The organism is Pseudonocardia oceani, assembly GCF_019263585.2.
Taxonomy (GTDB): Bacteria; Actinomycetota; Actinomycetes; order Mycobacteriales; family Pseudonocardiaceae; genus Pseudonocardia; species Pseudonocardia oceani.
Map to the genome: position 1 here is coordinate 2,156,649 of NZ_JADQDF010000001.1, position 22,842 is coordinate 2,179,490.

The window sequence follows — 22,842 nt, forward strand, 5'->3', positions numbered from 1 at the left end:
CCCCGGCCCGGCGGGTAGCGTTTCCCGCGACATGAGCGCCACCCTGCAGGCCACCGACCTCGCCGCCGGCCACGGCGCCCGCGTGCTGTTCTCCGGGCTCGACCTGGTCGTCGCCCCCGGCGACGTCGTCGGGCTCGTCGGGGCCAACGGCGCCGGCAAGTCCACGCTGCTGCGCCTGCTCGCGGGCGAGCTCGACCCCGAGGGCGGGCGCGTCTCGCTCAGCCCGCCGGACGCCACGGTCGGGCACCTCCCCCAGGAGCCCGACCGCCGCCCCGGCGAGACCGTGGCCGCGTTCCTCGCCCGGCGCACCGGTGTCGCGGCCGCGCAGGCGGCGATGGACGCCGCCGCCGAGGCGCTCGGCGAGGGCGCCCCCGGCGCCGACGACACCTACGCCGCAGCGCTCGACCGCTGGCTCGCCCTCGGCGGTGCCGACCTGGAGGAGCGCGCGGGCGAGGTCGCCGCGGAGGTGGGGCTGGGCGTCGACCCGGAGGCGCCGATGACGGCGCTGTCGGGCGGGCAGGCCGCCCGCGCCGGGCTCGCCGCGCTGCTGCTCTCCCGCTACGACGTGCTGCTGCTCGACGAGCCCACCAACGACCTCGACCTCGACGGCCTGGAGCGGCTCGAGCGGTTCGTGCAGGGGCTGCGGGCGCCGGCGGTCGTCGTCAGCCACGACCGGGAGTTCCTCGCCCGGACCGTCACCCGGGTCGTGGAGCTCGACCTCGCCCAGCAGCAGGTCGGCGTCTACGACGGCGGATACGACAGCTACCTCGCCGAGCGGGAGGTGGCGCGCCGGCACGCCCGCGAGGCCTACGAGGAGTACGACGACAGGCTCGGCTCGCTCAAGGACCGCGCGCAGATGCAGCGCAACTGGATGGCCCAGGGCGTGCGCAACGCGCGCCGGAAGTCGACCGACAACGACAAGATCGGTCGGAACAAGCGCGCCGAGACCAGCGAGAAGCAGGCCGCGAAGGCCCGCCAGACCGCGAAGATGATCGACCGGCTCGACGTCGTCGAGGAGCCCCGCAAGGAGTGGGAGCTGCGCATGACGATCGCCGCGGCGCCGCGCTCGGGCACCGTCGTCGCGTCGATGACGGGGGCGGTCGTGCGGCGCGGCTCGTTCACGCTCGGGCCGATCGACGCGCAGGTCGACTGGGCCGACCGCGTCGTCATCACCGGGGCCAACGGTGCGGGCAAGACCACCCTGATCGGCGCGCTGCTCGGGCGCATCCCCGTCGACGAGGGCTCGGCGGGACTCGGGTCCGGCGTCCGCGTCGGGGAGATCGACCAGGCCCGCGGGCTGTTCCTCGGCCCCCAGCCGCTCGCGCGGGCGTTCGGCGACGCCGTGCCCGACTGGGCGGAGTCCGACGTGCGCACGCTGCTCGCGAAGTTCGGGCTCACCGGCGACCACGCGCCGCGCCCGGCCGCGTCGCTGTCGCCGGGCGAGCGCACGCGGGCGGCGCTGGCGCTGCTGCAGGCGCGGGAGGTCAACCTGCTCGTGCTCGACGAGCCGACCAACCACCTCGACCTGCCCGCCATCGAGCAGCTCGAGCAGGCGCTCGACGGCTTCGGCGGCACCGTGCTGCTCGTGACGCACGACCGCCGGATGCTGGAGTCGGTCCGCACCACCCGACGTTGGACCGTGCACGAAGGGCGATTGATCGCGTCCTGAGCCGTCCTGATGAGACCGTTCGGGCGCCTCGGACGGAGTCGTCGTCACTCCACGTGTCCGATGTGGGCACGTACGGGGCTGCTTGCCCGGGATCCGTAATGCCGTCGCGGACCCACCCGATATGCGGGGTGGAGCCCGTCCCCGTGGCGGTGCGACACCACGAAGTGGAGGCGCCGGCAGATGGGTGCAGTCGACACGGCCACGAGACCGTCCCGACCCGTGACGTCCGGCGACGCGGACCCGCCCGGTGGTGCCACGCTCGCCCGGTGGGTGTCCGACCATCCGCGCGACCCGCTCGTCGCAGGCGTCCTGGGCCCCGGCGGAACCGGCAAGTCGATGCTGCTCGACGTGCTCGCCGGGCACTACGCCGCAGCCGGGGTGACGGTGCACCGCAGCGGCCCGCGGGATCCGGCCGTGTCCCACGACGTCGACGGGGTCGTGCTCGTCGACGACGCGCACCTGCTCGACCGCGACCGCATCGACGCGCTGCACGCCCTGGTCCGCTCGCCCGGAGCCCGGGTCGTCATGGCGCACCGGCCGTGGCCGCGCCCCGACGGGCTCACCCGCCTGTGCGCCGACGTCGGTGCGCGGCGCGTCGTCGCGGTCGTCGGGCACCTCGGCCGGCGGGCGGTCGCGGACCGCGTCGCGCAGCGGCTGGGGGCGCCCGCGCCCGAACGGATGGTCGAGCTCGTCCACACGCAGTCGGGCGGCCTGCCCGCACTCGTGGACCTCGTGGCGCAGGGCCTCATCGAGTCGGGGCTCGTCGACGCCCGCCAGCCCGCGCGGTTCCGCGCACCCGAGCGGATCACGGTCTCGGTCGCTCTGGCCGAGCGGCTGCGCCATCGCGTCGACGCGCTGCCGGCGCCGGTGCAGGAGCTCCTCACCGCGATGGCCCACGGTGCGACCCTCGACAGCGACGTCCTGGCGCAGCTGCTCGACCAGCCCGTCCCCGAGTTCGGGCCCACGGTCGAGGCGGCCCGCGCCACCGGTCTGCTCACCGACACCGGCACACTGATCCCCCTGATCGGTGCCCTGTTCCTGCGGCTGACGCCCGCACTGCGCACCCACGACCTGCACCGACGGCTCGCCACCCTCGAGCTCGCCCGCGGCGGGTCGGTCCTGGCCGCCGGGCGACGGCTGCTGGGCACCGGGGCCGGTGGTGGGCGGATCGCCGAGGTGCTGGTCGCCGCGGCGGAGGAGGCGGCGGCGGAATCCTCCTCGCTCTGCGCCGAACTGCTGGAAGCCGCCGTCGACGCGGGGCGGCCGCAGCGGGAGCTGGCCGGGCGCCGCTCGCACGCGCTGGCGCTGGAGGGCGATCTCACGCAGGCCCTGCGCCACGCCGACGCGACCCTCGCCGACCCGCACGCCCCCGACCGGCACCCCGCCACCCTCGCCGCGGCCGCCGCACTGGCCCACCGCGGGCTGCCGGGGCGCAGCGTCGAGTTGCTGCGCACCCTGCCGGCCTCGTCGGCGGTGCTGGCCGTCCCCGGCCTGCTCTCGCTCGGACGGATCGACGAGGCCCGTGCGACGCTCGACGCCGCGGAGGGCACCGACGGACCCGGCACCCTCCTGGAGGGATCGGCGACGATGATCGGCCGCGGCATGGTCGGGACCGTCATCGGTTCGACGGCTGCCCTGTCCCGGCTCGCCCAGGCCACCGCGATGCTCGAACCCGTCGCCGGCACGAGCCTGCTCCCCGACACCCCCGCGGCACTGACCGCCGTCGTCGCGACCCTGTCCGGGCAGCCCACGATCGCCGAGTCGACGCTGCGCCGGGCCATCGAGGGCCGGCACGGGGGACGTGTCGCGGTGCTGCGGCACCGCCTGCTGCTGGGCTGGGTCCTGATGTGCCGGGGCACGCTCGACCCGCCGACGGCACTGGTGGGCCGCGTCCTGCGCCAGGAGACCCCGCCGGACTCGCGCGACGCCCTCCTCGCCGCCGCGCTCGACATCGCACTCGCCCGCCGGCGTGACGACGGTGCCGCGATGGGGGCCGCCTGGGACCGGGCCCGCGACGCGCTGCTGCGCCAGCCCGTCGATCTGACCCTGGTCCCGGTGCTCGGCGAGCTCTCCGTCGCGGCCGAGCAGATCGGGGAGGCGCACTGGCTCGCAGGGCAGGCGGAGGACCTCGACGACCTGCTCGACCGGCTCGGACGTCCCGCGCTGTGGACGGCCCCGACGCTGTGGTGGCGCCTCCAGGCCGCCGTCGTCGCCGGTCGTCACGACGAGGTCGCCGGGCACGCGACCGCACTGGGTCGCCTCGCCGCGTCGTCGCCGTACACCGAGGTGCTCGCCGCTGCGGCCGCCTGCTGGTCGTCCGTGCTCGACGGGAGCCCGGAGGTCTGCGACGTCATCGCCGTCGGCCGTCGGATGGAGACGACGGGGCTGGTCTGGGAGGCCGCCCAGCTCGCCGGCCGGGCCGCCGCGGCGAGCGCCGACCGGCGGGCCGCGCAGAGCCTGCACGCCTTCGCCCGCTCGCTCGGGAGCCCGGCAGACCCGGCGCCGGTGACGCCGGCGGCCGACGTCCCGGCCCCGCAGGCCCCGGACCCGACCTTCACCGAACGCGAGCTCGAGATCGGTCGCCTCATCCTCGACGGGCTGACCTACAAGCAGATCGGCACCCGGCTGTTCATCGCGGCCAAGACCGTGGAGCACTACGTCGCCCGGATGCGCCAGCGCCTCGGCGTGGCCACCCGCAACGAACTGTTCGCCCTGCTGCAGACCGCGCTCGAGGAGCCCGCCGCCCGACCGGAGGGCGTGCACCCCGAGGGCGTCAATCCCTGAGGTCGGCGAGCAGCCCCTCGCAGGTGCGTACGACCGTCCGGCACGCAGCGGACACCGAGCGGTCGAGCATCGGGTTCTCGGCGTGCTCCTGCCAGCGGTGCAGCGCGTCGCGTGCCGCCTCACGCAGTTCCGGGCGCGACGCGTCGGGCGCCAGGCCCAGCCGCGACGCGGCCCGGGCACCGGCGTCGCCCAGCAGGGTGGTCCCCTCCGCGGCCAGCGCCCCGGGCAGCGCGACCGAACCGAACCGCAGCTCCCCGAGCAGGCGCAGCTCGGCGAACTCGTGGGCCCCGGTGAGCAGGCGTTCGAGCTCGGCGGCGAGCGTCCGCGACCCCGCCACCGGGTCCTCCTGCACCACCTGGTGCACGGCGAGCAGGGCGGAACGGGCCTTGAGCACCTCACGGCGCTCGATGAACTGGTTGTCCAGCGCCGCCTGCAGCTCGCCGAGCCCGCTGCGCTGCACCAGGTCGGCGGCCAGCGCCGCAGGGGTGCCGACGCCCTGTCTGATCAGCGTCGTCGACAGGCGCAGGCCGAACACCCCGAACCGGCGCAGCAGCCCGCGACGTACGTCCACGGGCAGCCCACCGGCCGGACCGGCGTCGGGGGCGGTGAACCGGTCGACGGTGAGCAGCGAGCGCTCGAGGTCCTCCCTCGGCTGCGCGGCCAGCACGGCGAGCGCGGCGAACTCGGTCTGCCGCAGAGTGCGACCGGTCTCGGCCACCAGCCCGGCCACCGCGACGATGTTCTGCGCGAGCCCCTGCAGTGTCGGATCGGATCGCAGGCGCCGCGCGATGGCCCGCGCCGACACCATCGCGTCGACCCGCCCGCCGCCGATCTCGTCGGCCCGCGAGACCACCGCGAGCGAGTTCACCGACGCCGTCCGAGCCACACCGAGCCCGCGGAACGCCTCCAGGAACTGCGCGTCGGCGACGTGCAGGTGGCGCATCAGGTAGACGACGGCGTCGGCCTCCGTGGGCCGCTCGTCGTCGGGGTGCAGGAAGCGCACGGTGCGCCGCCCGACCTCGGTCGACAGCGACGCCAGGCCGGGCGTGTCGATCAGGGTGGCGATCCGCAGGCTCTGCGACGGCCAGTCGACCACGATCATCTCGACGTCGTCGGCGGCCGCCCCGCCCAGGTCGATCACCAGCGCGCCGGCGCGGCGGTCCACCGCCAGATCCGTGACGGACCCGTCCGCGCCGACCATCCGCACCTCCGGCCGCAGGGCGTCGCGGTACCAGGTGACGACCTTGGTGCACTCCCCGGCGTCGACGGGCGCGAGCTGCTCACCGACCAGCGCGTTGAGCAGCGTCGACTTGCCGGCCTTCACCTTGCCCGCGATCGCGAGCCGCAGGGGTTCGTCGAGCCGCTCGGCCTGCCGGCGGAGCCACTCGGCGGTGGCCGGATCGTCCCGGTAGACCTCGACGGCGTCGAGGACGAGTTCGCGAGTCGCGTCGGTCAGCGACCGGGGCGACGCCCGCCCGGCCACCGTCATCGGGCGGACGTCACCGGCTCACCGGCCCCCTGCGCCCGTACCGCGGGTGGCCGGTCCGCCGACGGCACGAGCGTCCGGACCCGCGCCTGGAGCTTCTCCAGCGCCGCCAGCTCCACCGGGATCTCCTTGAGGCGCTTCGCCCGCTCGCCCTCGGTCGTCCGGACCGACTTCTCCGCCGTGCCGAGCGAGTCCTTGAGGGAGCGGTTGAGCTGCTCGGCGAGCTCGCTGTAGTGGTCGCGCAGGTCGCGCTGGACGTCGCGGAGCATGTCTCGCGAGTCCTTGCCCACCTGGAAGGTGACGTCGTCCACGTAGCGGCGGATCGCGGTCTTGGCCTCGGCCTGGCGCCTGCCGACGATGCGCCTGCGCTCGTCACTGATGGTCTTCCCACCCAGCAGCAGGCCCGCCCCCAGGGAGAACGGGTTGATCAGGCTCATCCCGACCATGGTGCCGATCAGCCCGAACATGAGCACGCCGATGTAGCCGCCCCGCAGGCCGGCCAGCGCCTGCTGGCCCAGGTTCCACGGCTCGGTCTCGCGCACCCGCATCTCCCGGGCGGCGCCCACGGCAGCCGATGCCTCGGTGCGCAGTGCGGGCAGCGCCGCCTCGCGGTCCTCGGCGAAGTGCGTCGCCACCTGCTGGGCCAGCCAGCGCGCCCGCTGGGTCGCCCACAGGTAGTTGGTGGACGCGGCCGAGGCGACCTGCTGCTCGATCCAGCCGGAGAGCTGGTCCCACGTCTTCGTGGGGTCGCCTCCGTCGTCGACCTCCTCCTCCGCGAGCCGGGTGATCTCGCGCATCCGGTCCCGCAGGTCGTGCTCGACGTCGGTGTTGAGGTCGGCGACGCCGTCGTTGAGGGTCAGTTGCCAGCGGGCCGACCGCTCCTTGAGCGCCGCCGCGCGCTCCTGCGACCTCCGCAGCGTGCGGATCAGCTCCTGGACTCCCTCGGGGTCGCGGTGCGACGCCTCCTCGGACCGCAGGCCGTCGCACAGCTGGTCGGTGACGGCGATGACGTCGTGCACGGTGGACCGGCGCGAGAGCAGGTCGGCCTGGCCGAGCACCCGTTCGGCCAGGTACGCCTCCAGGCGCGGGAAGCCCGACTCCTCGTTGACCGACTCGTCGCCGAGGACCGCCTGCCACCGGACCGCGGACGACACCGCGATCAGTTCGGCGGCGATCCCGGCGTCGGCCAGGTGGCGGCGGTCGAGCTCGGCGATGCGGCGCCACTCCGGGTACATGTCGGTCTTCGTGAGGATGCAGGCGACGTTGGGGCACAGGCGGATCGCGGCGCGCAGGAACTCCAGCTCGGGAGCGGTGTACTCCTGCGAGGCGTCCGACACGAGCAGTACGGCGTCGGCCGAGGGCAGCGCGGCCATGGTGGCGGCGCCGTGCACCGAGGTCAGGCCCCCGACCCCCGGTGTGTCGACGACCTGCAGGCCCGCCCGCAGGATGTTGCGCGGGATCCCGATCTCGACGTGGCTGAGCCCGTGGGCGTTCTGCGGGTTCTTCGCCTCGGTCACGTAGCCGGCGACGACCTCGGACAGCTCCGGCAGCGCGATGTCGGTGCGACGGGTGCGGTGCTCCCCCGCGGGGTCGTCGCCTCCGCCCGGGCGCACCAGCGTGAGCTCGGGCTGCTCGGCGAATCCGACGACGGTGGAGACCGACGTCGCGACATCGTCGAAGACCGGGCAGACCGGGGCGCTGAGCAGGGCGTTGACCAGCATGCTTTTGCCCTGCTTGAACTCCCCGACGACGAGCACGCGGACGTGGTCGTCGAGCAGCCGGGCCCGGGCCTGCCGCAGTCGGTCCTCGAGGTCGGCCCGTCCGTACCGGGAGATGGTGGACAGGGCCAGGTCGATGGCCTTGACCGTGAGCGGACGTTCCACGGGTTCCTCCACGAGCCGATTGTGGGTCATGGGCGCCGGGCACGGCTGCGCCCTCCCCCGGACGGGGGAGGGCGCTGCCGCGCCGTTCGCGGCGGTGCGGTCAGGCCGCGGACGGGTCGTCGGCCAGGTCGGGCTCGCTCGACGTGGTGCTCGCCGGCACCGGGTCGTACGAGCCGTTGATCGACTCACCCGTGGTCTGCTGCACCGTCGTGGAGTTGTCGTTGCCCGAGTCGACCACGATGATCTCCTCGCTGGCATCCTCGTTGAACGAGTCGGTGACGGTGGTCGTCTCCTCGGTCGTCACGACGGTGTTGCCGACCGTGTTCTCGTCGCCGACCACGACGCTGGAGTCGACGACGTCGGCCCCCTTGAGGTCGACGCCGTCGTTGTCCTGGTTGTACGAGTCGTTGATGTACGTCCCGCCCTCGGCGACGTGCACGCTGTTGTCGACGTAGTTGTACTCGGTGTTGTACTGCTTGTACTCGATCTCCTGCGTGGTGTGGTGCTCGTTGCGGACCACCACCTCACGCTCCACGTGGTGGGTCTGCTGGACGTGGTGGATGACCCGCACCGGGTCGTCGTCGTGCTGGTAGGAGCGGTGCGCGCCGCCGGGGTCGTGGTCGCCCCGGTCGCGGCCGCCCCCGGAGTGGCCGCCCCCGGAGTGACCGCCCCCGGAGTGACCGCCCCCGTCGCGGTCGCTGCCGCCCCGGTAGGACACGCCGCTGCAGTCGGCCAGCAGGGGCTGGACGTCGCGGACGTCCTGGGCGGTCACGCCCTCGAGGTTGTGCCGGGCCAGCATGCCCTGCGGGTCGCGCTCGAACTCCGCCTGGGCGTCCTCGTCACGCAGCAGGCCGAGCAGGAAGTCGATCAGTGAGGAAAGGGAGAGCATCTCGTTCACCTCCGTGGGTGTTTCTCGGGCCCGGCCGACGGTCGGGTCCGGCCGGGCGGCCGGGGTTCAGCAGGAGCGGCACGGGTCCCGCCGCCGGAGTGCGGCGGGACCGTGTCGCCGTACCCGGTGCCCCGTCAGTTGCCGAGGAAGCCGTTGAGGGCCGAGAGGTCGACGTCCACGTCGAGGTCGGAGAGCAGGTCGGTGTCGAGGAGGTCGTTGTCGTTGCCGCCGACGTTGTTGTCGCCGTCGACCGAGGACGAGTTGTCGTCGTCACCGATGTTGTCGTCGCCGATGATGTTGCCGTTGAAGGCGTCCTCGATGTCGGTGGAGTAGTCGTTGCCGATGTTCTCCAGGTCGATGTCGACGCTGTTGTCGGTGTTGAACGAGTCGTCGATCCGGGTGATCTCGGTCTGGTTCAGGATGGTGTTGCCGACCGCGTTGCCGTTGCCGAAGGCGAAGTTGGAGTCGGTGATGTCGGCATCCTTGAGGTCGACACCGTCGTTGTCCTCGTTGAACGAGTCCTCGTTGATGCCGAAGGCACCCGGGCCGAAGGCCAGGTTGTGTTCGACGCTCTGGAAGTTCAGGTTGCCGTTGGTCCCGCCGGCACCGCCGTTGCCACCGTTGCCGGTGTCGGCGTCCTGGTCCAGGTCGCCGCCGTCGCCGCCCTCGCTGTCGCCGCCGTCGCCGCCGTCGCCGCTGTTGGCGTTGCCCGCGAGGCCGAGGCCGAGGCCGCCGACACCCGCGCCACCGAGACCCAGGTTGCCCAGTCCGAGCCCGAGCAGGCCGGCGACGTCGCCACCCTCACCCTCGCCGCCGACGCCGTCGCCGCCGACGCCGGTGTCGTCGTTGCTCAGGTCGACGTCGCCGCCGTTGCCACCGTCGTCGGCGGCGCCGCCGTTGCCGGTCTGACCGACGTTGAGCGCGTCGCCGCTGGCGCCACCGTTGCCGCCCCCCGCACCCTGGCTGACGTCGTTGATCAGCACCGTCTCCGGGCTGTAGACGAAGGTCGGGGCCTGCTGGTTGTTGTAGTAGTCCTTGTACTTGTCCGCGTAGCCCATGGTCGTGGTCCCGTCTGGAGGAGGAGCGCCGCTGCGGCGCCGGCCGGTGGTGGCTTGCCGCAAAGCTAGGGCGGCAGCCGGGCACGGTCAGCGGGGAAGCGCCCGAAGCCCCGCGGGACCCCCATGGGGACACCCCGGGGCGACCCCCATGGGGTCGGGTCAGGCCGCGGGGAGCCGGTCGAGCAGGCCGGGGGCGATCTCCTGCAGCTCCGTGCACGAGTCCGGCACGCCGCCGTCCAGCGCGATCAGCACCACCTGGTCCGGCGCGATCCCGACGTCGTACTGGCAGAACTCGCCGGCACCGGTGAAGGTCTCCAGGGCCGGGTAGCCGTCGAGCCGGACCCGGGTCGTCGTGGGGGCGCTGTTGTCGGCGAGCGTGGCCAACCCGCCCTCCCCGGCGAACAGCGTCACCGCCAGACGACGGCCCGGCTCCCCCGCCCACTCGCACCGCGGCCCCTCCGGACCCGTGCCCGCGACTCCAGGACCGGAGAGACGGGAGTCGCCGAGCGCGCGGGCGTCCATCAACGAGCACGGATCGACGGCACGGATCTCGCGCGGCTCGTCGATGGCCGGCAGTTCAGGTGTGCCCGATCCACACCCGGCCAGCGCGAGCAGCACCGCCACCACCGCCGTCGACCTGCGCATGCGCTTCCCCCCGGTCCGTCCGTGCGGATACTGCCCGGGCCGCCCACCGAGCCCGGCGACGGGGGTCGAACACCCTGCGTGAGCAGGTAGCACGATCGGGCGATCCGGGCCCCAGGCCCGTAACGGCGCCGCAACACGGGCGATGAACGGAGCATCCCCGCGTGGTCCAGACCACACCCCACCAGGAGAGGTCCCGATGCCCCGGACGCGTTACCAGCTCGGCGTCGATCTCGGCACCACCTACACCGCCGCGGCCGTGTGTCGCGACGGGCAGGAGCGCCCGGAGGTCGTCGCGCTGGGCAACGCGTCGAGCGCCATCGCATCGGTGATCTTCCTCGGCCCCGACGGGACCATGATCGTCGGCGAGGCGGCGCTGCGCCGCGCGCTGACCGAGCCCCGGCGTATCGCCCGCGAGTTCAAGCGGCGCATCGGCGACGGCACGCCGCTGCACATCGGCGGCTCCGAGATCGCCGCGCACGAGCTGTCCGCCCGCTTCCTCTCCTGGGTCGTCGAGGAGGTCGCAGCCCGGGAGGGCGGGCCCGCCGACCGCGTCACCGTGACCCATCCCGTCGAGTGGGGCGGGTACAAGCGGGCCACCTTCGCCGCGGCGCTGGCCGGGCACGGCCTCGGTCACGTCGAGTTCCTGTCCGAGCCGCAGGCCGCGGCGATCGGGTACGCCGGTACCGAGCGGATCGACGCCGGGGGCGTCGTCGGCGTCTACGACCTGGGCGGGGGCACGTTCGACGCAGCCGTCGTGCGCAAGCTCCACGACGGCACCTTCGCGCTGCTCGGCCGGCCGGCCGGCATCGAGCGCCTCGGCGGCGTCGACTTCGACGACGCCGTGCTCGACCACGTCCGCACCGCACTGGGACACGCATGGGCCGAGCTCGACCCGGCCGATCCCCGCGTGCAGTCGGCCGTCGCCGGGCTGCGTCGCGAGTGCACCGCGGCGAAGGAGGCGCTCTCGGCCGACACCGAGGTGCTGATCCCGGTGATGCTGCCCGGCATCCACACCGAGGTGCGACTGGGCCGCGCCGAGTTCGAGGACATGATCCGCCCGCCGGTCGGCGAGACCGTCGAGGCGCTGCGCCGGGCCATCGACTCGGCCGGGCTCGCCCCCGGCGACCTCGACGCGGTGCTGCTGGTCGGCGGATCCTCGCGGATCCCACTGGTCTCCCAGATGGTCTCCGCCGAGCTGGGCCGCTCGATCGCCGTCGACTCCGACCCCAAGGCCGTCGTGGCCTCCGGTGCGGCGCTCGCCGCCCGCGGGCCGCTCGAGCCCGTCGTGGTCGAACTGCTCGACGCCCTGCCCGAGACCCCTCCGGTCGCCTTCGACGCCCCGCCCGACGACGACGACGAGGACGGGTCGCCGGTGCGGCGCAGGCGCACCCTCGTGCTGGCCGCCTCCATCGCCGTGGCCGCCACGTTCACCCTCTCCGCGACGCTCGCCACCGGTGTCGTGCCGGTGTCGAACTCCGCAGGAGGCCACTCCGTGGCGCAGGCCGACGCCCCCCTCGACGTCCCGCCCGCCCTCGACCCGTGGACCGGTGCACCCGCCGCGGACACCACCACCCCCGGTCCGCGACGGCCCGATGCCGTCGCCGCGCCGGTCCGGCCGGCCGCGCGCAACACACCGACCGGCGCCACCGGGGCGTCGGCGGTCGTCCCGACGCCCGGCGCAGCGGTTCCCGCCGCCACCCCCGGTGCCGCCACGCCGGCCACCCCCGCCCCGGGGACGACCCCTGCGGCTCCGACTGCCGATTCGATCACCGACGGTGAGCCGGAGACAACTCTCCCCGACCCCGCACCGGTCGACCCCGCACCGGTCGACCCCGCACCCACCGACCCCGCACCGGTCGATCCCGAACCGGTCGACCCCGCACCCACCGATCCCGAACCGGTCGACCCCGCACCCTCCGACCCCCAGCCCACCGACCCCGCACCGTCGGTCGAATCCGCACCCGTCGACACCAGCACGACCGCCGCGGCGACCACCACGGCCGGCGCCGAACCGTCCCCCTGAGCGGTACACCTTCACCATCAGTGGCCGACCGTGCGGATACAGTGATCGTGTGAGCCCCCCCGACCCGGAGACGTCGCCGATCCCGGCGCCCGAACCGCCGGGGCGCCCCCGGTTCGAGTTCCGCCAGCGCCCGTCGGAGGTCATCACGCAGCGGGCGGGCTCCGTCGTCGTGGCCTACGGGCTGTGGACGGCGGCGGCCGCGGTCGGGCTGCTGGCGGCCCTGGCCATGCTCATCGACCTCGACGGCGTGCAGGGCGCGGTCCGGGCGACCGTGGATCGGGACTTCCCGAACGAGTCCGCCGTGACGCGCGACCGGGCCGTCGCCGCCGCCACCGGGGTACTCATCGGGGGGGCGTTCGTGGTCAGCGTGCTCACCGGCATCACGGCCACGGCCATGCGGGCCGGCCGAGGCGCCGCACGTGTCGTGCTCGTGCTGCTCATCGCCGTCGTGGTCGTCGAGATCGTGCTGGCGGTGGACGTCGTGTCCCCGCTCGCGCTCGGCCTGCTGGTGGTCAACGCGGCGCTGGGAGCGGCGGGGACGGTGATGATGTACCTGCCGGACGCCAACAACTGGTTCGCGATCAAGCGGCGGTAGCGACGCCGAGAGGGCGCCCCGCTTCACGGGACGCCCTCTCGTTGTCGTGGTGCGCGATCACGCCTCCGGCTGCTGCTGCGGGCCGATGGCGAACCGCAGCTCCTGCTCGCCGTCGGCGCCCGCCACGGGCTGGACGTCGAGCACCTTGTCGTCGAGGACCTGCGCCGCGACCGGCTCCAGGAACACGGCGACGCCGTCCCCCGACAGCACGACGTCGTCGGCGGCCGGCTGCCCCGCCAGGGACAGCTCGAGGCCCTGGTCCGGGCTCGGCGCAGCGATGCGCAGGCCGCCCCCGTCGGGCAGCTCGGCGTCGGTGGTCAGCGACTTGATGGCTTCGGCCGCGATATCGGTGATTGCCAGCATGGGCGTCGACCGTAGGGGCGGTGAGCCCGTCCCGCAGGGCGGGGCGGGCCCGGGAGCCACCCTCAGCCGAACTCGTCGGGGTCGGGCCCCATGCGCTCACCGGTGTCGAGCTCGCCGATGGTCGCCATGTCGGCGGGGGCCAGCTCGAAGTCGAAGACCTCGATGTTCTCCCTGATCCGGGACGGTGTCACCGACTTCGGGAACACGATGTTGCCGAGCTCGACGTGCCACCGCAGGACGATCTGCGCGGGGGTCTTGCCGTACTTCTCGCCGAGGGAGACGAGACGCTCGTCACTCAACAGGTCGCCGCCCTGTCCGATGGGGCTCCACGCCTCCGTCGCGATGCCGTGCTCGCGGTGGTAGGCGCGCAGCTCCTCCTGCGGGAGGCGGGGGTGCAGCTCGATCTGGTTGACGGCGGGCACGGTGCCGGTCTCGGCGGCCAGGCGCTCCAGGTGCGGGATCTGGAAGTTCGAGACGCCGATCGCGCGCGTCCGCCCGTCGGAGGCGAGCTTCTCGAAGCCCTTCCACGTCTCCACGTACCGGCCCTCCGACGGCCGCGGCCAGTGGATGAGGAACAGGTCGACGTGGTCGAGCCCGAGGCGCTCGAGGCTCTCGCCCAGCGCGCCGACGGCCTCGTCGTGGCCGTGCCGGTCGTTGTCGAGCTTGGTGGTCACGAAGACCTCGTCGCGCCGCAGACCGGAGGCGGCGATGGCCTGCCCGACCTCGGTCTCGTTGCGGTACATCTGGGCGGTGTCGACGTGCCGGTAGCCGGCCTCGAACGCCGCACCCAGCGCGGGGCCCACGTCACCGGGGTCGATCTGGAAGACGCCGAACCCGAACCGGGGGATCTCGACGCCGCTGTTGAGCCGGAAGCTGGGTACCTGAGCCATGCTCGCGAGTACCCGTTATCCAGCCGTCCAGATCGCCGCGATGGCATCGGTCACGTCGGCCGCCTGGGTGCGCCCGGCCCGTGCGGCGGCGGCGCGGCGCGCGGGATCGAGCACGTTGCGGCCGATCGCGGCGACGGCGGCGGGGTCGGGTGACACCAGCACGACCCGCGACCCGGCCGCCCGCAGCCCCTCCACCTGCGGCGCGACGCCGCCCTGCGGCCCGAGACCGCGGACGATCGGCGCGAGCACGACGACCCGCTCCGAGCCGGCTGCCAGGTCGGCGTTGACGGGCGAGCGCACGCCGCCGTCGATGTAGCGGGTGCCGCCGGTGGTGACGGGCGGGTAGACGCCGGGCACCGCGCAGCTCGACGCGACGGCGTGCACGAGCGGCACGCCCGAGGTGCGGTCGAGGACGCGGAAGGCGCCGTCGTGGGCGTCGACGGCGGTGATCCGCAGCGAGCGCTGCGGCCACTCCTGCACCGGCAGGCGCGCCCCGATCACCGCGAGGCGCTCGGACTCGGGCATCGTCGCCGCGCCGCGGGCGAACCGCCCGATGCGGGCGCGCAGCCGCTGCGGGTCGCGGGAGCCGACCAGCGTCAGGCCCAGGCGCAGCAGCCCGCCCTTCCCGATCCCGGCTGCCACCTCGCCCGTCGGGTCGGCGAGCTGGGCGGCGTAGCGCTCCTCGACGTCGACGCCGGTGGCGAGCTGTGCGCCCCCCACCGACCCGGCCGAGGTGCCGACGACGTCGTCGGCGGCGCGGAGGTCGACGCCGCGCTCGGCGACCCCGGCCAGCAGGCCGAGCATCCAGGCGATCCCGGTGATCCCGCCGCCGCCCAGGACCAGCGTGCGTCCGTTCATGGCGGCGATCGTCGCACGGCCCGCGCCGGGCCGCCGTCGTCATCCCGTCGTGGTCCCCCCGGCGGGGGTGAGGCGGTCGGACGGGGTCTGGCGGGCGATCCGGACCACGATCGCGACGAGCACGACCGCCAGCGCGACGAGCAGCGCGGTCCCGGCGTTGAGGCCCACGCCGTTGATCAACACGAACGAGAGCCCGCCCGCGAACAGGCAGTAGTAGACGGTGGGGATGATCGTCATCCGGATCAGGTCACCCTCCCTGCCCAGCAGCCCGACCGTGGCCGAGGCCGCGACCACGTTGTGCACGGTGATCATGTTGCCGGCCGCGCCGCCGACCGCCTGGGTCGCCACGACCGTCTCCTGGCTCGCGCCGATGTGCTCCGCCGTGGCGAACTGGAACAACGAGAACGTCAGGTTGGACACCGTGTTGCTGCCGGCGATGAACGCACCGAGCGCGCCGATCCAGGGAGCCAGCAGCGGCCACGCCGAGCCGGTCAGCGCCGACGCCCCCTCGGCGAGGGTGATCGGCATGCTCGAGAAGCCGGTGCTGTTGTAGTCGGGCCCGGAGTTGATCAGGATGCGCACCAGGGGCAGGGCGAACAGCAGCGCCACCGCGGCACCGGCCAACTGGCTGCCGGCGATCCGCCAGGACTGCGCGATCTGGGCCGGGCGCATCCGCTGCAGCCCGTAGGTGATCAGGCAGGCCACGATGAAGATGAAGCCGGGCAGGTACACGACCTGCAGGGACTCGCCGATGCCCGTGGCCAGGATGTCGTCGAAGCCGATCGTGACACCGGTCAGGAAGTCCGTGACCGGCTCGACCGTCCGCGTCAGCACGAGCAGGACCGCCACGATGACGTAGGGCGACCAGGCCAGCCAGATGTTCATCTTCGCGCCGGCGACGGTGGATGCGTCGGCCTCCAGGTTGCCGGTCCAGCGGTCCGACCAACGCTCGCGCGGCGGGAAGTCCCAGATGTCCTTCGGCATCAGGAAGCCGCGGCTGGAGGTGAACATGACCAGTGCGAGGCCGATCAGGCCACCCAGGAGCGACGGGAACTCCGGCCCGAGCACTGCCGCGACCGTCACCGACGGCACGGTCATCGCCAGCGCGGCGTAGATCGCGAACGGCCACACCTTGAGCCCGTCGACGAAGCGGCCGCCGAAGAAGCCGGTCAGCATGCAGACCAGGAACAGTGGGATCAGCGTGCCGACGACCGCGTGGATCGAGGCCACCTGCAGACCGAGCACCTGCAGGTAGCCGGGCATGTCCAGGCCCAGCACGCCGATCCGCGCCTCGACGGCGCCGTCGCCGGCCAGGCCCTGGCCCAGCCCGGTCAGCACCGGAGTGCCGGCCGCGCCGAAGCTCACCGGCGTGCTCTGGATGACCAGGCCGACCATCACCGCCGCCATGGCCGGGAACCCGAGCGCGAGCAGCAGCGGCGCGACCACCGCGGCGGGCGTACCGAAACCCGACGCGCCCTCGATGAACGATCCGAACAACCAGCCGATGATGATCGCCTGGACGCGGCGGTCGGCGCTCACCGTCGTGAACCCGGCCCGGATGGTCGCCAGCGCGCCGCTGGCCGTGAGCGTCTGCAGCAGCAGCAGCGCCCCGAAGATGATGTACAGCAGGCCGATCGCGATCACCAGGCCCTCGACGCTCGCCGCGGCGAGCACCGCTGCGTCCATGCCCCAGACCAGCGCTCCGACGATCACGGCGGCGGCGAATCCGACCGGCATCGCGTACTTGGCCGGCCAGCGCAGGCCGACGAGCAGTACGGCGACCACCAGGATCGGTGCGAGCGCAGCCAGGCTCAGCAGGGCGAGGTTGTCCACTCTGACGTCCCTCCGACGGGTGACCGGCCCGATCCGGTCGGACGGAGCGTCACATCATCGGACCCACGGGACAACTCGAGGGAGGCGATCCATTTCGTTTCGTGACCTACCTATTCCGCATCACGGAACACTCCGAGCGCGCGGGCGGCGAGCTGGGCGAGGTGCACCGGCTCGCGGGTGCCGGCCTGGCGCAGCTGCGTGCGGCAGGAGAAGCCGTCGGCGAGCACGTCGACGTCGGCGTCCGCGGCGCGCACCGCGGGCAGCAGCACCCGCTCCGCGCACGCCATCGACACGTCGTAGTGGCCCTTCTCGAAACCGAAGTTGCCGGCGAGGCCGCAGCAGCCGGAGTCGAGCACCTCGGCATCGACGCCGATGGCCGCCATGACCGCGCGGTCGTCGTCGGTGCCGAGCTCGGCGTGCTGATGGCAGTGGACCTGCACCAATGCCCTGCGCGCCGGCCCGGTGGCCGCGGCGGCGAGCTCGTCGACGTGCTCGCCCAGCACCTCGGCGAACGTCCGGACCCCGGTGGACAGCGCGGCGGCCAGCGGCTCGTCGGGCAGCAGCTCCGGGCCGTCGGCGCGCAGCGCGGCGGTGCAGGAGGGCTCCAGCCCGACGACGGGCACGCCCGCCGCCAGCCACGGCTCGATCGTGCGCAGGCTGCGGCGCAGGACGCGGCGGGCGGCGTCGACCTGGCCGGTGGAGGTCCAGGTCAGACCGCAGCAGACGTCGCGGGGCGGCAGCTCGACGGTGTAGCCGAGCCGCTCCAGGACCGCGACGGCGTCGACGGCGATGGCGGGGTCGAAGTGGTTGGTGAAGGTGTCGGGCCAGAGCAGGATCCGGCCGCGGCTGCCCGGCCCCGTCCTGCCGTCCTGCAGCAAGGCCACCTTGCTGACGTCCTGTTGCGCAGGGGTGGCCCCGCTGACTCCGGGCAGCCGCCGCCGCACCGGCCCCGGCAGCCCGGCCCGCACCCGCGCCCCCAGGCGCGCACCGGCCCCCGGCCCCGCGCCCGTCCGCGTGTACGGGGTGCGCGCGATCGGCGGGATCGCCCGCTCCGGGGTGATGCCGCCCGCGCGCTTGGCCAGCGCCGCGAGCGGGCTGCGGGCCGCGGCGTTGAGGACGTCGACGACGCCCGCGGGCAGCTTCCCGACGATCCGCATCCAGCGCGGCAGCGCTCCCATCGAGTAGTGCGACGCGGGGCGCACCTTGCCCTGGTAGCGCTGCGCCAGGAACTCGGTCTTGTACGCCGCCATGTCGACGCCGACGGGGCAGTCGCGCTTGCAGCCCTTGCAGGACAGGCACAGGTCGAGCGCGTCGTCGACCTCGGTGGAGTCCCAGCCGCCCTTGATCACCTCGCCGTTGGCCATCTCGAACAGCAGCCGCGCGCGGCCCCGGGTGGAGTGCATCTCCTCGCCGGTGGCGCGGTAGCTCGGGCACATCACGCCGCCCGACTCCGTGACGCACTTGCCGACGCCCAGGCACCGGCGGGTGGCGCGCCCGAACGAGCCGCGGTCGTGGGCGAACGCGAGCATCGGGGCGTCGACCATCGTCGGCATCCCGACGAAGATCCGCAGGTCCTCGTCCATCTTCTTGGGGCGCACGACCGAGCCCGGGTTCATCCGGTCGTCGGGGTCCCAGATGCCCTTGAACTCCTCGAACGCCGCGATGATCTCCGGCGGGTACATCCGCGGGAGCAGCTCCGCGCGGGCCGTGCCGTCGCCGTGCTCGCCCGAGAGCGAGCCCCCGTGCGCGACCACGAGGTCGGCGCCCTCCTCCATGAAGCCGCGGAAGTTCGCGATGCCCTCGCGGGTGAGCAGGTCGAAGTCGATCCGGACGTGCAGGCAGCCGTCGCCGAAGTGGCCGTAGTAGGCGCCACGGCGCCCGTGCCTGCTCAGCAGCGCGTCGAACTCGCGCAGGTAGGCGCCGAACCTCTCCGGCGGCACCGCGGCGTCCTCCCAGCCGGGCCACGCCTCTCCACCGTCGGGGGAGCGGGTGAGGATGCCGGCGCCGTCCTCGCGGATGCGCCACAGCGCCTTCATCTGGCCCGGGTCGCTCACGACGAGCGCGTGCGGGGTGTACGGCTTCATCGCGACGACGACGGCGTCCGCGGCGGCCTCGGCCTCGGCGCGCGTGGCGCCGCCGGTCTCGACGTAGAGCCACCCGCCGCCCTCGGGCAGCGCGCGCGACGCGGTCTCCAGCGGGTTGGCCGCGCGCAGCGCCGCGATGAGGCCGGCGTCCATGCCCTCGATCGTCAGCGGCCCGAGCTCGCGGATCGGCATGACGTGGTCCGCGGCGGTGTAGGCGTCGGGAAAGCCGAGGACGGCCAGCGCGCGGAAGGCCGGCGACTCGACGAGCCGCACCGTGGCGCCCAGCACCGTGGCGCACGTGCCCTCGGTGCCGACGAGCGCCTTCGCGAGGTCGAACCCGTTCTCGGGCAGGAGCTGGTCGAGGTTGTAGCCCGACACGCGCCGCGTCAGGTCGGGGAACGACGTGCGCACCTGCTCGCCGAGCCGGTCGGCGAGCGACGCGAGCTGAGCGGGGATGCCCGCGCCGTGCTCGCCGCGACCGAGCTCCAGGCGCTGCCCGCGGTAGGTGAGGACGTCGAGCGCGTGCACGTTGTCGACGGTCTTGCCCCACGCCACCGAGTGCGACCCGCACGCGTTGTTGCCGATCATCCCGCCGAGCGTGCAGCGGTTGTGCGTCGACGGGTCGGGCCCGAACGTCAGGCCGTGCGGGCGCGCGGCGTCGCGGAGCTTGTCGAGGACGACGCCGGGCTGAACGCGTGCGGTGCGCGCCTCCGGGTCGATCGACTCGATCTTGTCGAGGTGCGAGGCGAAGTCCAGCACCACGGCCGTGTTGACCGCCTGCCCCGCGATCGACGTGCCCGCGCCGCGCGGCAGCACGGGCACGTCGTGCGCGGAGCAGACGGAGACGGCGGCCTCGACGTCGTCGACGTCCACCGGGGTGACCACCCCGATCGGCACGCGCCGGTAGTTCGAGGCGTCCGCGGAGTACATCGCGCGGTGGGCGGGGTCGAACCGGACGGGGCCGCGCACGGCCCGGCTCAGCGCGGCGGAGAGGTCGTCGACGTCGGAACTGCTCACGGGATCAGTCTGAGCCGCCCGCCGGGGAAGCACCCGTCGACCCCGTGGTGGGCTTCGTCGCATGGCCGTGGCCGTGACCGTGACCGCCGTGGCCGTGCCCGTGACCGGTGCTCGGCGGGGCCGCCGCGGCGGCGTCGTCGGCGGCCGGCCGGGGCGCGGTGGCGTGCCCCGCCGCCCCGCCCAGCGGGACGTCGCCGGCCCGCAGCGGGGCCGCGTGGTAGCGCCCCTCGTGGGCGATGATCGGCCGCTGGTCGCCCGCGATCTCGGGGTGCTTCGCCTCGACCTGCTGGCGCTTGTCCCACTGGCGCCGCAGCTTCGTCACGTACTCGCGGTCGCCGTTGTAGGTGCCCTTCCAGGTCTGGGGCATCTGCTCCTTGGTCAGGCCGGCGCTGGCCTGCCCGCCGAGGCTGAACCCCGCGGGGATCTTGCGGGTGGCACCGCCGCACTCCGGGCAGGCGGGGGCGGCGGCGTCGAACGAGGCGAGGTACTCGAAGCGGTACTCGCACTCGCACTTGAAGACGTAGATCGGCACTGCGGCACCTCCGGTGCTCGTGAGCGGGAACCGTGGCCGGGGCCACGGTTCCCGCTCACGGGGGCTACCAGTTCTCGATGGACCGGGTGAGGATCCCGGCGATGTCGTCCTCGGTCGGCGTCTTCGGGCACGTCGCGAGCAGGCGGGCCTGCTTCATCGTGCCGGGGACGAGGTCCGGGACGTCCGACTCGGTGTAGCCGACGCCGCCGATCCCGTTGGGGATCCCGATGTCGCGCATCAGCGAGACGAGCACCGACGGCAGCTGCTCCGACGGCTTCGCGTGCTTGTCGGCCCGCGGGTCCATCATCTCCGCGGCCTTCAGGTGCCGCTCGGGAGCGGACTCGAAGGAGAAGCGGAACGCCTCGGGCGCGGTCAGCGACACCGACTGGCCGTGCGGCACCATCGGCTCGTCCTGCGGGTAGCCCGCGGGGCGGTAGTCCTTGACCATGCCCGCGATCGGATAGGCGTTCGCGTGCGGGATGTGCACGCCGGAGTTGCCGAACCCCATGCCCGCGAACGTCGCGGCCATCATCATGTTCGAGCGGTCCTCCAGCGACCCCTCGCGCACCGAGCCTCGGAACGACTGCGCGATGAGCGACATCGCCTTCTCGCACCACAGGTCCGACACCGGGTTCGACCCGCAGTAGGTGACGCGTTCCTCGGGCTTCTTGCGGTCGAACGTCGTGTAGTAGCGCGCGGTGTAGCTCTCGACCGCGTGGCACACGATGTCCATGCCCGACGCCGCGCTGACCTCGGGGCCCAGCGTCATCGTCAGCAGCGGGTCGATGACGGCCAGGGTCGGGCGCAGCCGCCAGTGGCTGATCCCGGTCTTGACCTTCATCGACAGGATGTCCAGCACGCACATGGCGGTGGACTCCGACCCGGTGCCCGCCGTCGTCGGCACCGCGATGAGCGGCTTGAGCTGCCCGGGCGGGGCCTTGGCCGCACCGATCGGCTTGTTGATGTAGTCCATCAGCTCGCCGGGGTGGCTGGTGAGCAGGTTGATCGCCTTGGCGGTGTCGATCGCCGACCCGCCGCCGACGGCCACGAAGCCGTCCCAGTCACCCTGCGCGCGGGCGTACTCGACGGCCTTGTTCATCGAGTCGTCGGTGGGCTCGACGTGCACGCCGTCGAAGATCTCCGACGAGATCTCGTAGCGCGCCAGCGTGTCGGCGATGCGCTGCGGGATGCCCAGCGCGCTGACGCCGGGGTCGGTGACGATCAGGACGCGCTCGACGCCGTAGCCCGACATCTCGAAGCCGATCTCGTCCGACGCACCGGCGCCGAACTTCAGCGGGGGCGCGCCCCACGTGAAGATCGTCTCTTCCTTCAGCTCGATCCCGGTCATGATCTCGCCTCCGCGGGGAGAGGTACGTCGGCGGTCACGTGTACGAGCCCTCCGGAGCCACGCGCAGCTGGTGGATCTGCTCGGCGTCGTGGCCGAACACCATCGTCGCGTTCGTCTTCTCCTGGATGCCGCGCAGCTTCTCGACCGACTTGTAGAAGTCCTCGAGGTTGTTGACGATCGCGGCCGGCGTGGCGGGCGGGCCGAAGCTCTCGCCCATGTAGACGGCGTCGGAGGTGAAGATCATCGTGCCGGTGTCGGGCAGGTCCACCTGCATCGACATCGTGCCGACGGTGTGACCGGGGGTCTCGATCAGCGTGATGCCGGGGAGGAACTCCGTGTCGCCGGAGACGGTCTGGAAGTCCAGGCCCTCGTAGTCGGCCTTGAGGTGCGCGCCGTTGAAGGGTCCCTCGAAGTTGAACGCGAAGTCCTTCTCGCGCTCGTGGCAGACCAGCTTCGCGTTGGTCTTCTTGAACATCTGCGCGTTGCCGGCGTGGTCGAAGTGCAGGTGCGACAGGATGACGTAGTCGATCTCGTCGAGGCCGACGCCCAGCTGGGTGAGCCGGGCGTCGAGGTACTCGTCGTCGGACACCTTGTCGTAGGGGAAGAAGTCCTGCAGCCCGGTGGGGGCCCAGCGGTCCTCCCAGTCGCTCGGACAGCTGGTGTCCCAGAGGACCTTGCCCTCGTCGGTCTCCACCAGCACGCAGTGGGTGGGCACGTCCACCCAGGGGGCGGGACCGTCCTTGTGGTTCCGGTCGGTGATCGACTTACCGGGCTTGAGCAGGAGCCAGGTGAGGTCTGCGGTCATCGCCCCGCAGGGGATGACGGTGACCTTGTTCGCTGTGGCCATGGGGATCCTCTCGCCGTCGAGCGACGCGCTCGGACGCG

The 22,842-nt window shown here is 73.4% G+C and carries 17 protein-coding genes; 4 read left to right on the forward strand and 13 right to left on the reverse strand.

Translation table 11 applies throughout. The annotated features are described in order from the left end of the window. The first annotated feature begins 31 nt into the window (after positions 1 to 31). Both I4I82_RS10710 and I4I82_RS10715 read left to right on the forward strand, forming a co-directional pair. Positions 32 to 1,669, forward strand: a complete 1,638-nt coding sequence (locus tag I4I82_RS10710; RefSeq protein ID WP_218594669.1) for an ABC-F family ATP-binding cassette domain-containing protein — start codon at positions 32 to 34, stop codon at positions 1,667 to 1,669. Positions 1,670 to 1,888: 219 nt separating this feature from the next. Then, entirely contained in the window at positions 1,889 to 4,453 is a 2,565-nt protein-coding gene (locus I4I82_RS10715; protein ID WP_218595665.1) for a helix-turn-helix transcriptional regulator, read from the forward strand. Here I4I82_RS10715 and I4I82_RS10720 read toward each other — a convergent pair. From I4I82_RS10720 to I4I82_RS10740, 5 genes are all read right to left on the reverse strand, one after another. After that, on the reverse strand, positions 4,443 to 5,942 hold the full coding sequence (locus I4I82_RS10720) for a dynamin family protein (RefSeq protein WP_218594634.1): 1,500 nt from the start codon (positions 5,940 to 5,942) through the stop codon (positions 4,443 to 4,445). The genes I4I82_RS10715 and I4I82_RS10720 overlap by 11 nt on opposite strands. Continuing rightward, positions 5,939 to 7,822, reverse strand: coding sequence for a dynamin family protein (locus tag I4I82_RS10725; RefSeq protein ID WP_218595666.1), 1,884 nt, complete (start codon positions 7,820 to 7,822; stop codon positions 5,939 to 5,941). Before I4I82_RS10725 ends, I4I82_RS10720 begins: the two co-directional genes overlap by 4 nt. 100 nt (positions 7,823 to 7,922) lie before the next feature. After that, a complete protein-coding gene (locus tag I4I82_RS10730; protein ID WP_218595667.1) occupies positions 7,923 to 8,711 on the reverse strand; it encodes an IniB N-terminal domain-containing protein in 789 nt (262 codons plus the stop codon). Between the two features lie 134 nt (positions 8,712 to 8,845). Next, positions 8,846 to 9,769: a hypothetical protein gene (locus tag I4I82_RS10735; protein WP_218594882.1), complete on the reverse strand. Its 924-nt coding sequence runs from the start codon at positions 9,767 to 9,769 to the stop codon at positions 8,846 to 8,848. Positions 9,770 to 9,928: 159 nt separating this feature from the next. Next, positions 9,929 to 10,591 carry a DUF3558 family protein gene (locus I4I82_RS10740; protein ID WP_308112776.1) on the reverse strand — a complete coding sequence of 221 codons (663 nt, stop codon included), beginning with the start codon at positions 10,589 to 10,591 and terminating at the stop codon, positions 9,929 to 9,931. Positions 10,592 to 10,610: 19 nt separating this feature from the next. On the opposite strand from I4I82_RS10740, the gene I4I82_RS10745 reads away from it, so the two are divergent. Both I4I82_RS10745 and I4I82_RS10750 read left to right on the forward strand, forming a co-directional pair. Continuing rightward, the gene (locus I4I82_RS10745; protein WP_218595669.1) at positions 10,611 to 12,437 is read left to right on the forward strand and encodes an Hsp70 family protein; all 1,827 of its coding nucleotides are present in this window, start codon (positions 10,611 to 10,613) and stop codon (positions 12,435 to 12,437) included. Between the two features lie 49 nt (positions 12,438 to 12,486). Further along, on the forward strand, positions 12,487 to 13,032 hold the full coding sequence (locus tag I4I82_RS10750) for a hypothetical protein (RefSeq protein WP_218594011.1): 546 nt from the start codon (positions 12,487 to 12,489) through the stop codon (positions 13,030 to 13,032). A gap of 57 nt (positions 13,033 to 13,089) precedes the next feature. Here the strand turns inward: I4I82_RS10750 and I4I82_RS10755 are convergent, their stop codons facing one another. The 8 genes from I4I82_RS10755 to I4I82_RS10790 all read right to left on the reverse strand — a co-directional run bounded on the left by I4I82_RS10755 (position 13,090) and on the right by I4I82_RS10790 (position 22,804). Further along, positions 13,090 to 13,395, reverse strand: a complete 306-nt coding sequence (locus tag I4I82_RS10755; RefSeq protein ID WP_218594012.1) for an adhesin — start codon at positions 13,393 to 13,395, stop codon at positions 13,090 to 13,092. A gap of 62 nt (positions 13,396 to 13,457) precedes the next feature. Beyond that, positions 13,458 to 14,285 carry an aldo/keto reductase gene (locus I4I82_RS10760; protein WP_218594013.1) on the reverse strand — a complete coding sequence of 276 codons (828 nt, stop codon included), beginning with the start codon at positions 14,283 to 14,285 and terminating at the stop codon, positions 13,458 to 13,460. Positions 14,286 to 14,300: 15 nt separating this feature from the next. Next, positions 14,301 to 15,143 carry a patatin-like phospholipase family protein gene (locus tag I4I82_RS10765; protein WP_218595670.1) on the reverse strand — a complete coding sequence of 281 codons (843 nt, stop codon included), beginning with the start codon at positions 15,141 to 15,143 and terminating at the stop codon, positions 14,301 to 14,303. 39 nt (positions 15,144 to 15,182) lie between these two features. Next, positions 15,183 to 16,976, reverse strand: coding sequence for an L-lactate permease (locus tag I4I82_RS10770; RefSeq protein ID WP_218594015.1), 1,794 nt, complete (start codon positions 16,974 to 16,976; stop codon positions 15,183 to 15,185). Positions 16,977 to 17,086: 110 nt separating this feature from the next. After that, positions 17,087 to 20,140 (reverse strand): FAD-binding and (Fe-S)-binding domain-containing protein, encoded by a 3,054-nt coding sequence (locus I4I82_RS10775; protein WP_218595671.1) that lies wholly within the window; start codon positions 20,138 to 20,140, stop codon positions 17,087 to 17,089. After that, positions 20,082 to 20,609 carry an FmdB family zinc ribbon protein gene (locus I4I82_RS10780; protein ID WP_218592616.1) on the reverse strand — a complete coding sequence of 176 codons (528 nt, stop codon included), beginning with the start codon at positions 20,607 to 20,609 and terminating at the stop codon, positions 20,082 to 20,084. Before I4I82_RS10780 ends, I4I82_RS10775 begins: the two co-directional genes overlap by 59 nt. A 64-nt stretch (positions 20,610 to 20,673) precedes the next feature. Beyond that, positions 20,674 to 21,957: a hydroxyacid-oxoacid transhydrogenase gene (locus I4I82_RS10785; protein ID WP_218592617.1), complete on the reverse strand. Its 1,284-nt coding sequence runs from the start codon at positions 21,955 to 21,957 to the stop codon at positions 20,674 to 20,676. Positions 21,958 to 21,991: 34 nt separating this feature from the next. Further along, complete coding sequence (locus I4I82_RS10790) at positions 21,992 to 22,804, reverse strand: N-acyl homoserine lactonase family protein (RefSeq protein WP_218592618.1); 813 nt, start codon at positions 22,802 to 22,804, stop codon at positions 21,992 to 21,994. Between the last annotated feature and the right edge of the window lie 38 nt (positions 22,805 to 22,842).

Coding starts and splice junctions, on each gene's coding strand:
- I4I82_RS10760 (WP_218594013.1), bottom strand. CDS start 14,285: ATGGCTCAGGTACCCAGCTTCCGGCTCAACAGCGGCGTCGAGATCCCC.
- I4I82_RS10765 (WP_218595670.1), bottom strand. CDS start 15,143: ATGAACGGACGCACGCTGGTCCTGGGCGGCGGCGGGATCACCGGGATC.
- I4I82_RS10745 (WP_218595669.1), top strand. CDS start 10,611: ATGCCCCGGACGCGTTACCAGCTCGGCGTCGATCTCGGCACCACCTAC.
- I4I82_RS10720 (WP_218594634.1), bottom strand. CDS start 5,942: ATGACGGTGGCCGGGCGGGCGTCGCCCCGGTCGCTGACCGACGCGACT.
- I4I82_RS10755 (WP_218594012.1), bottom strand. CDS start 13,395: ATGCTGGCAATCACCGATATCGCGGCCGAAGCCATCAAGTCGCTGACC.
- I4I82_RS10775 (WP_218595671.1), bottom strand. CDS start 20,140: ATGCGACGAAGCCCACCACGGGGTCGACGGGTGCTTCCCCGGCGGGCG.
- I4I82_RS10790 (WP_218592618.1), bottom strand. CDS start 22,804: ATGGCCACAGCGAACAAGGTCACCGTCATCCCCTGCGGGGCGATGACC.
- I4I82_RS10735 (WP_218594882.1), bottom strand. CDS start 9,769: ATGGGCTACGCGGACAAGTACAAGGACTACTACAACAACCAGCAGGCC.
- I4I82_RS10710 (WP_218594669.1), top strand. CDS start 32: ATGAGCGCCACCCTGCAGGCCACCGACCTCGCCGCCGGCCACGGCGCC.
- I4I82_RS10730 (WP_218595667.1), bottom strand. CDS start 8,711: ATGCTCTCCCTTTCCTCACTGATCGACTTCCTGCTCGGCCTGCTGCGT.
- I4I82_RS10785 (WP_218592617.1), bottom strand. CDS start 21,957: ATGACCGGGATCGAGCTGAAGGAAGAGACGATCTTCACGTGGGGCGCG.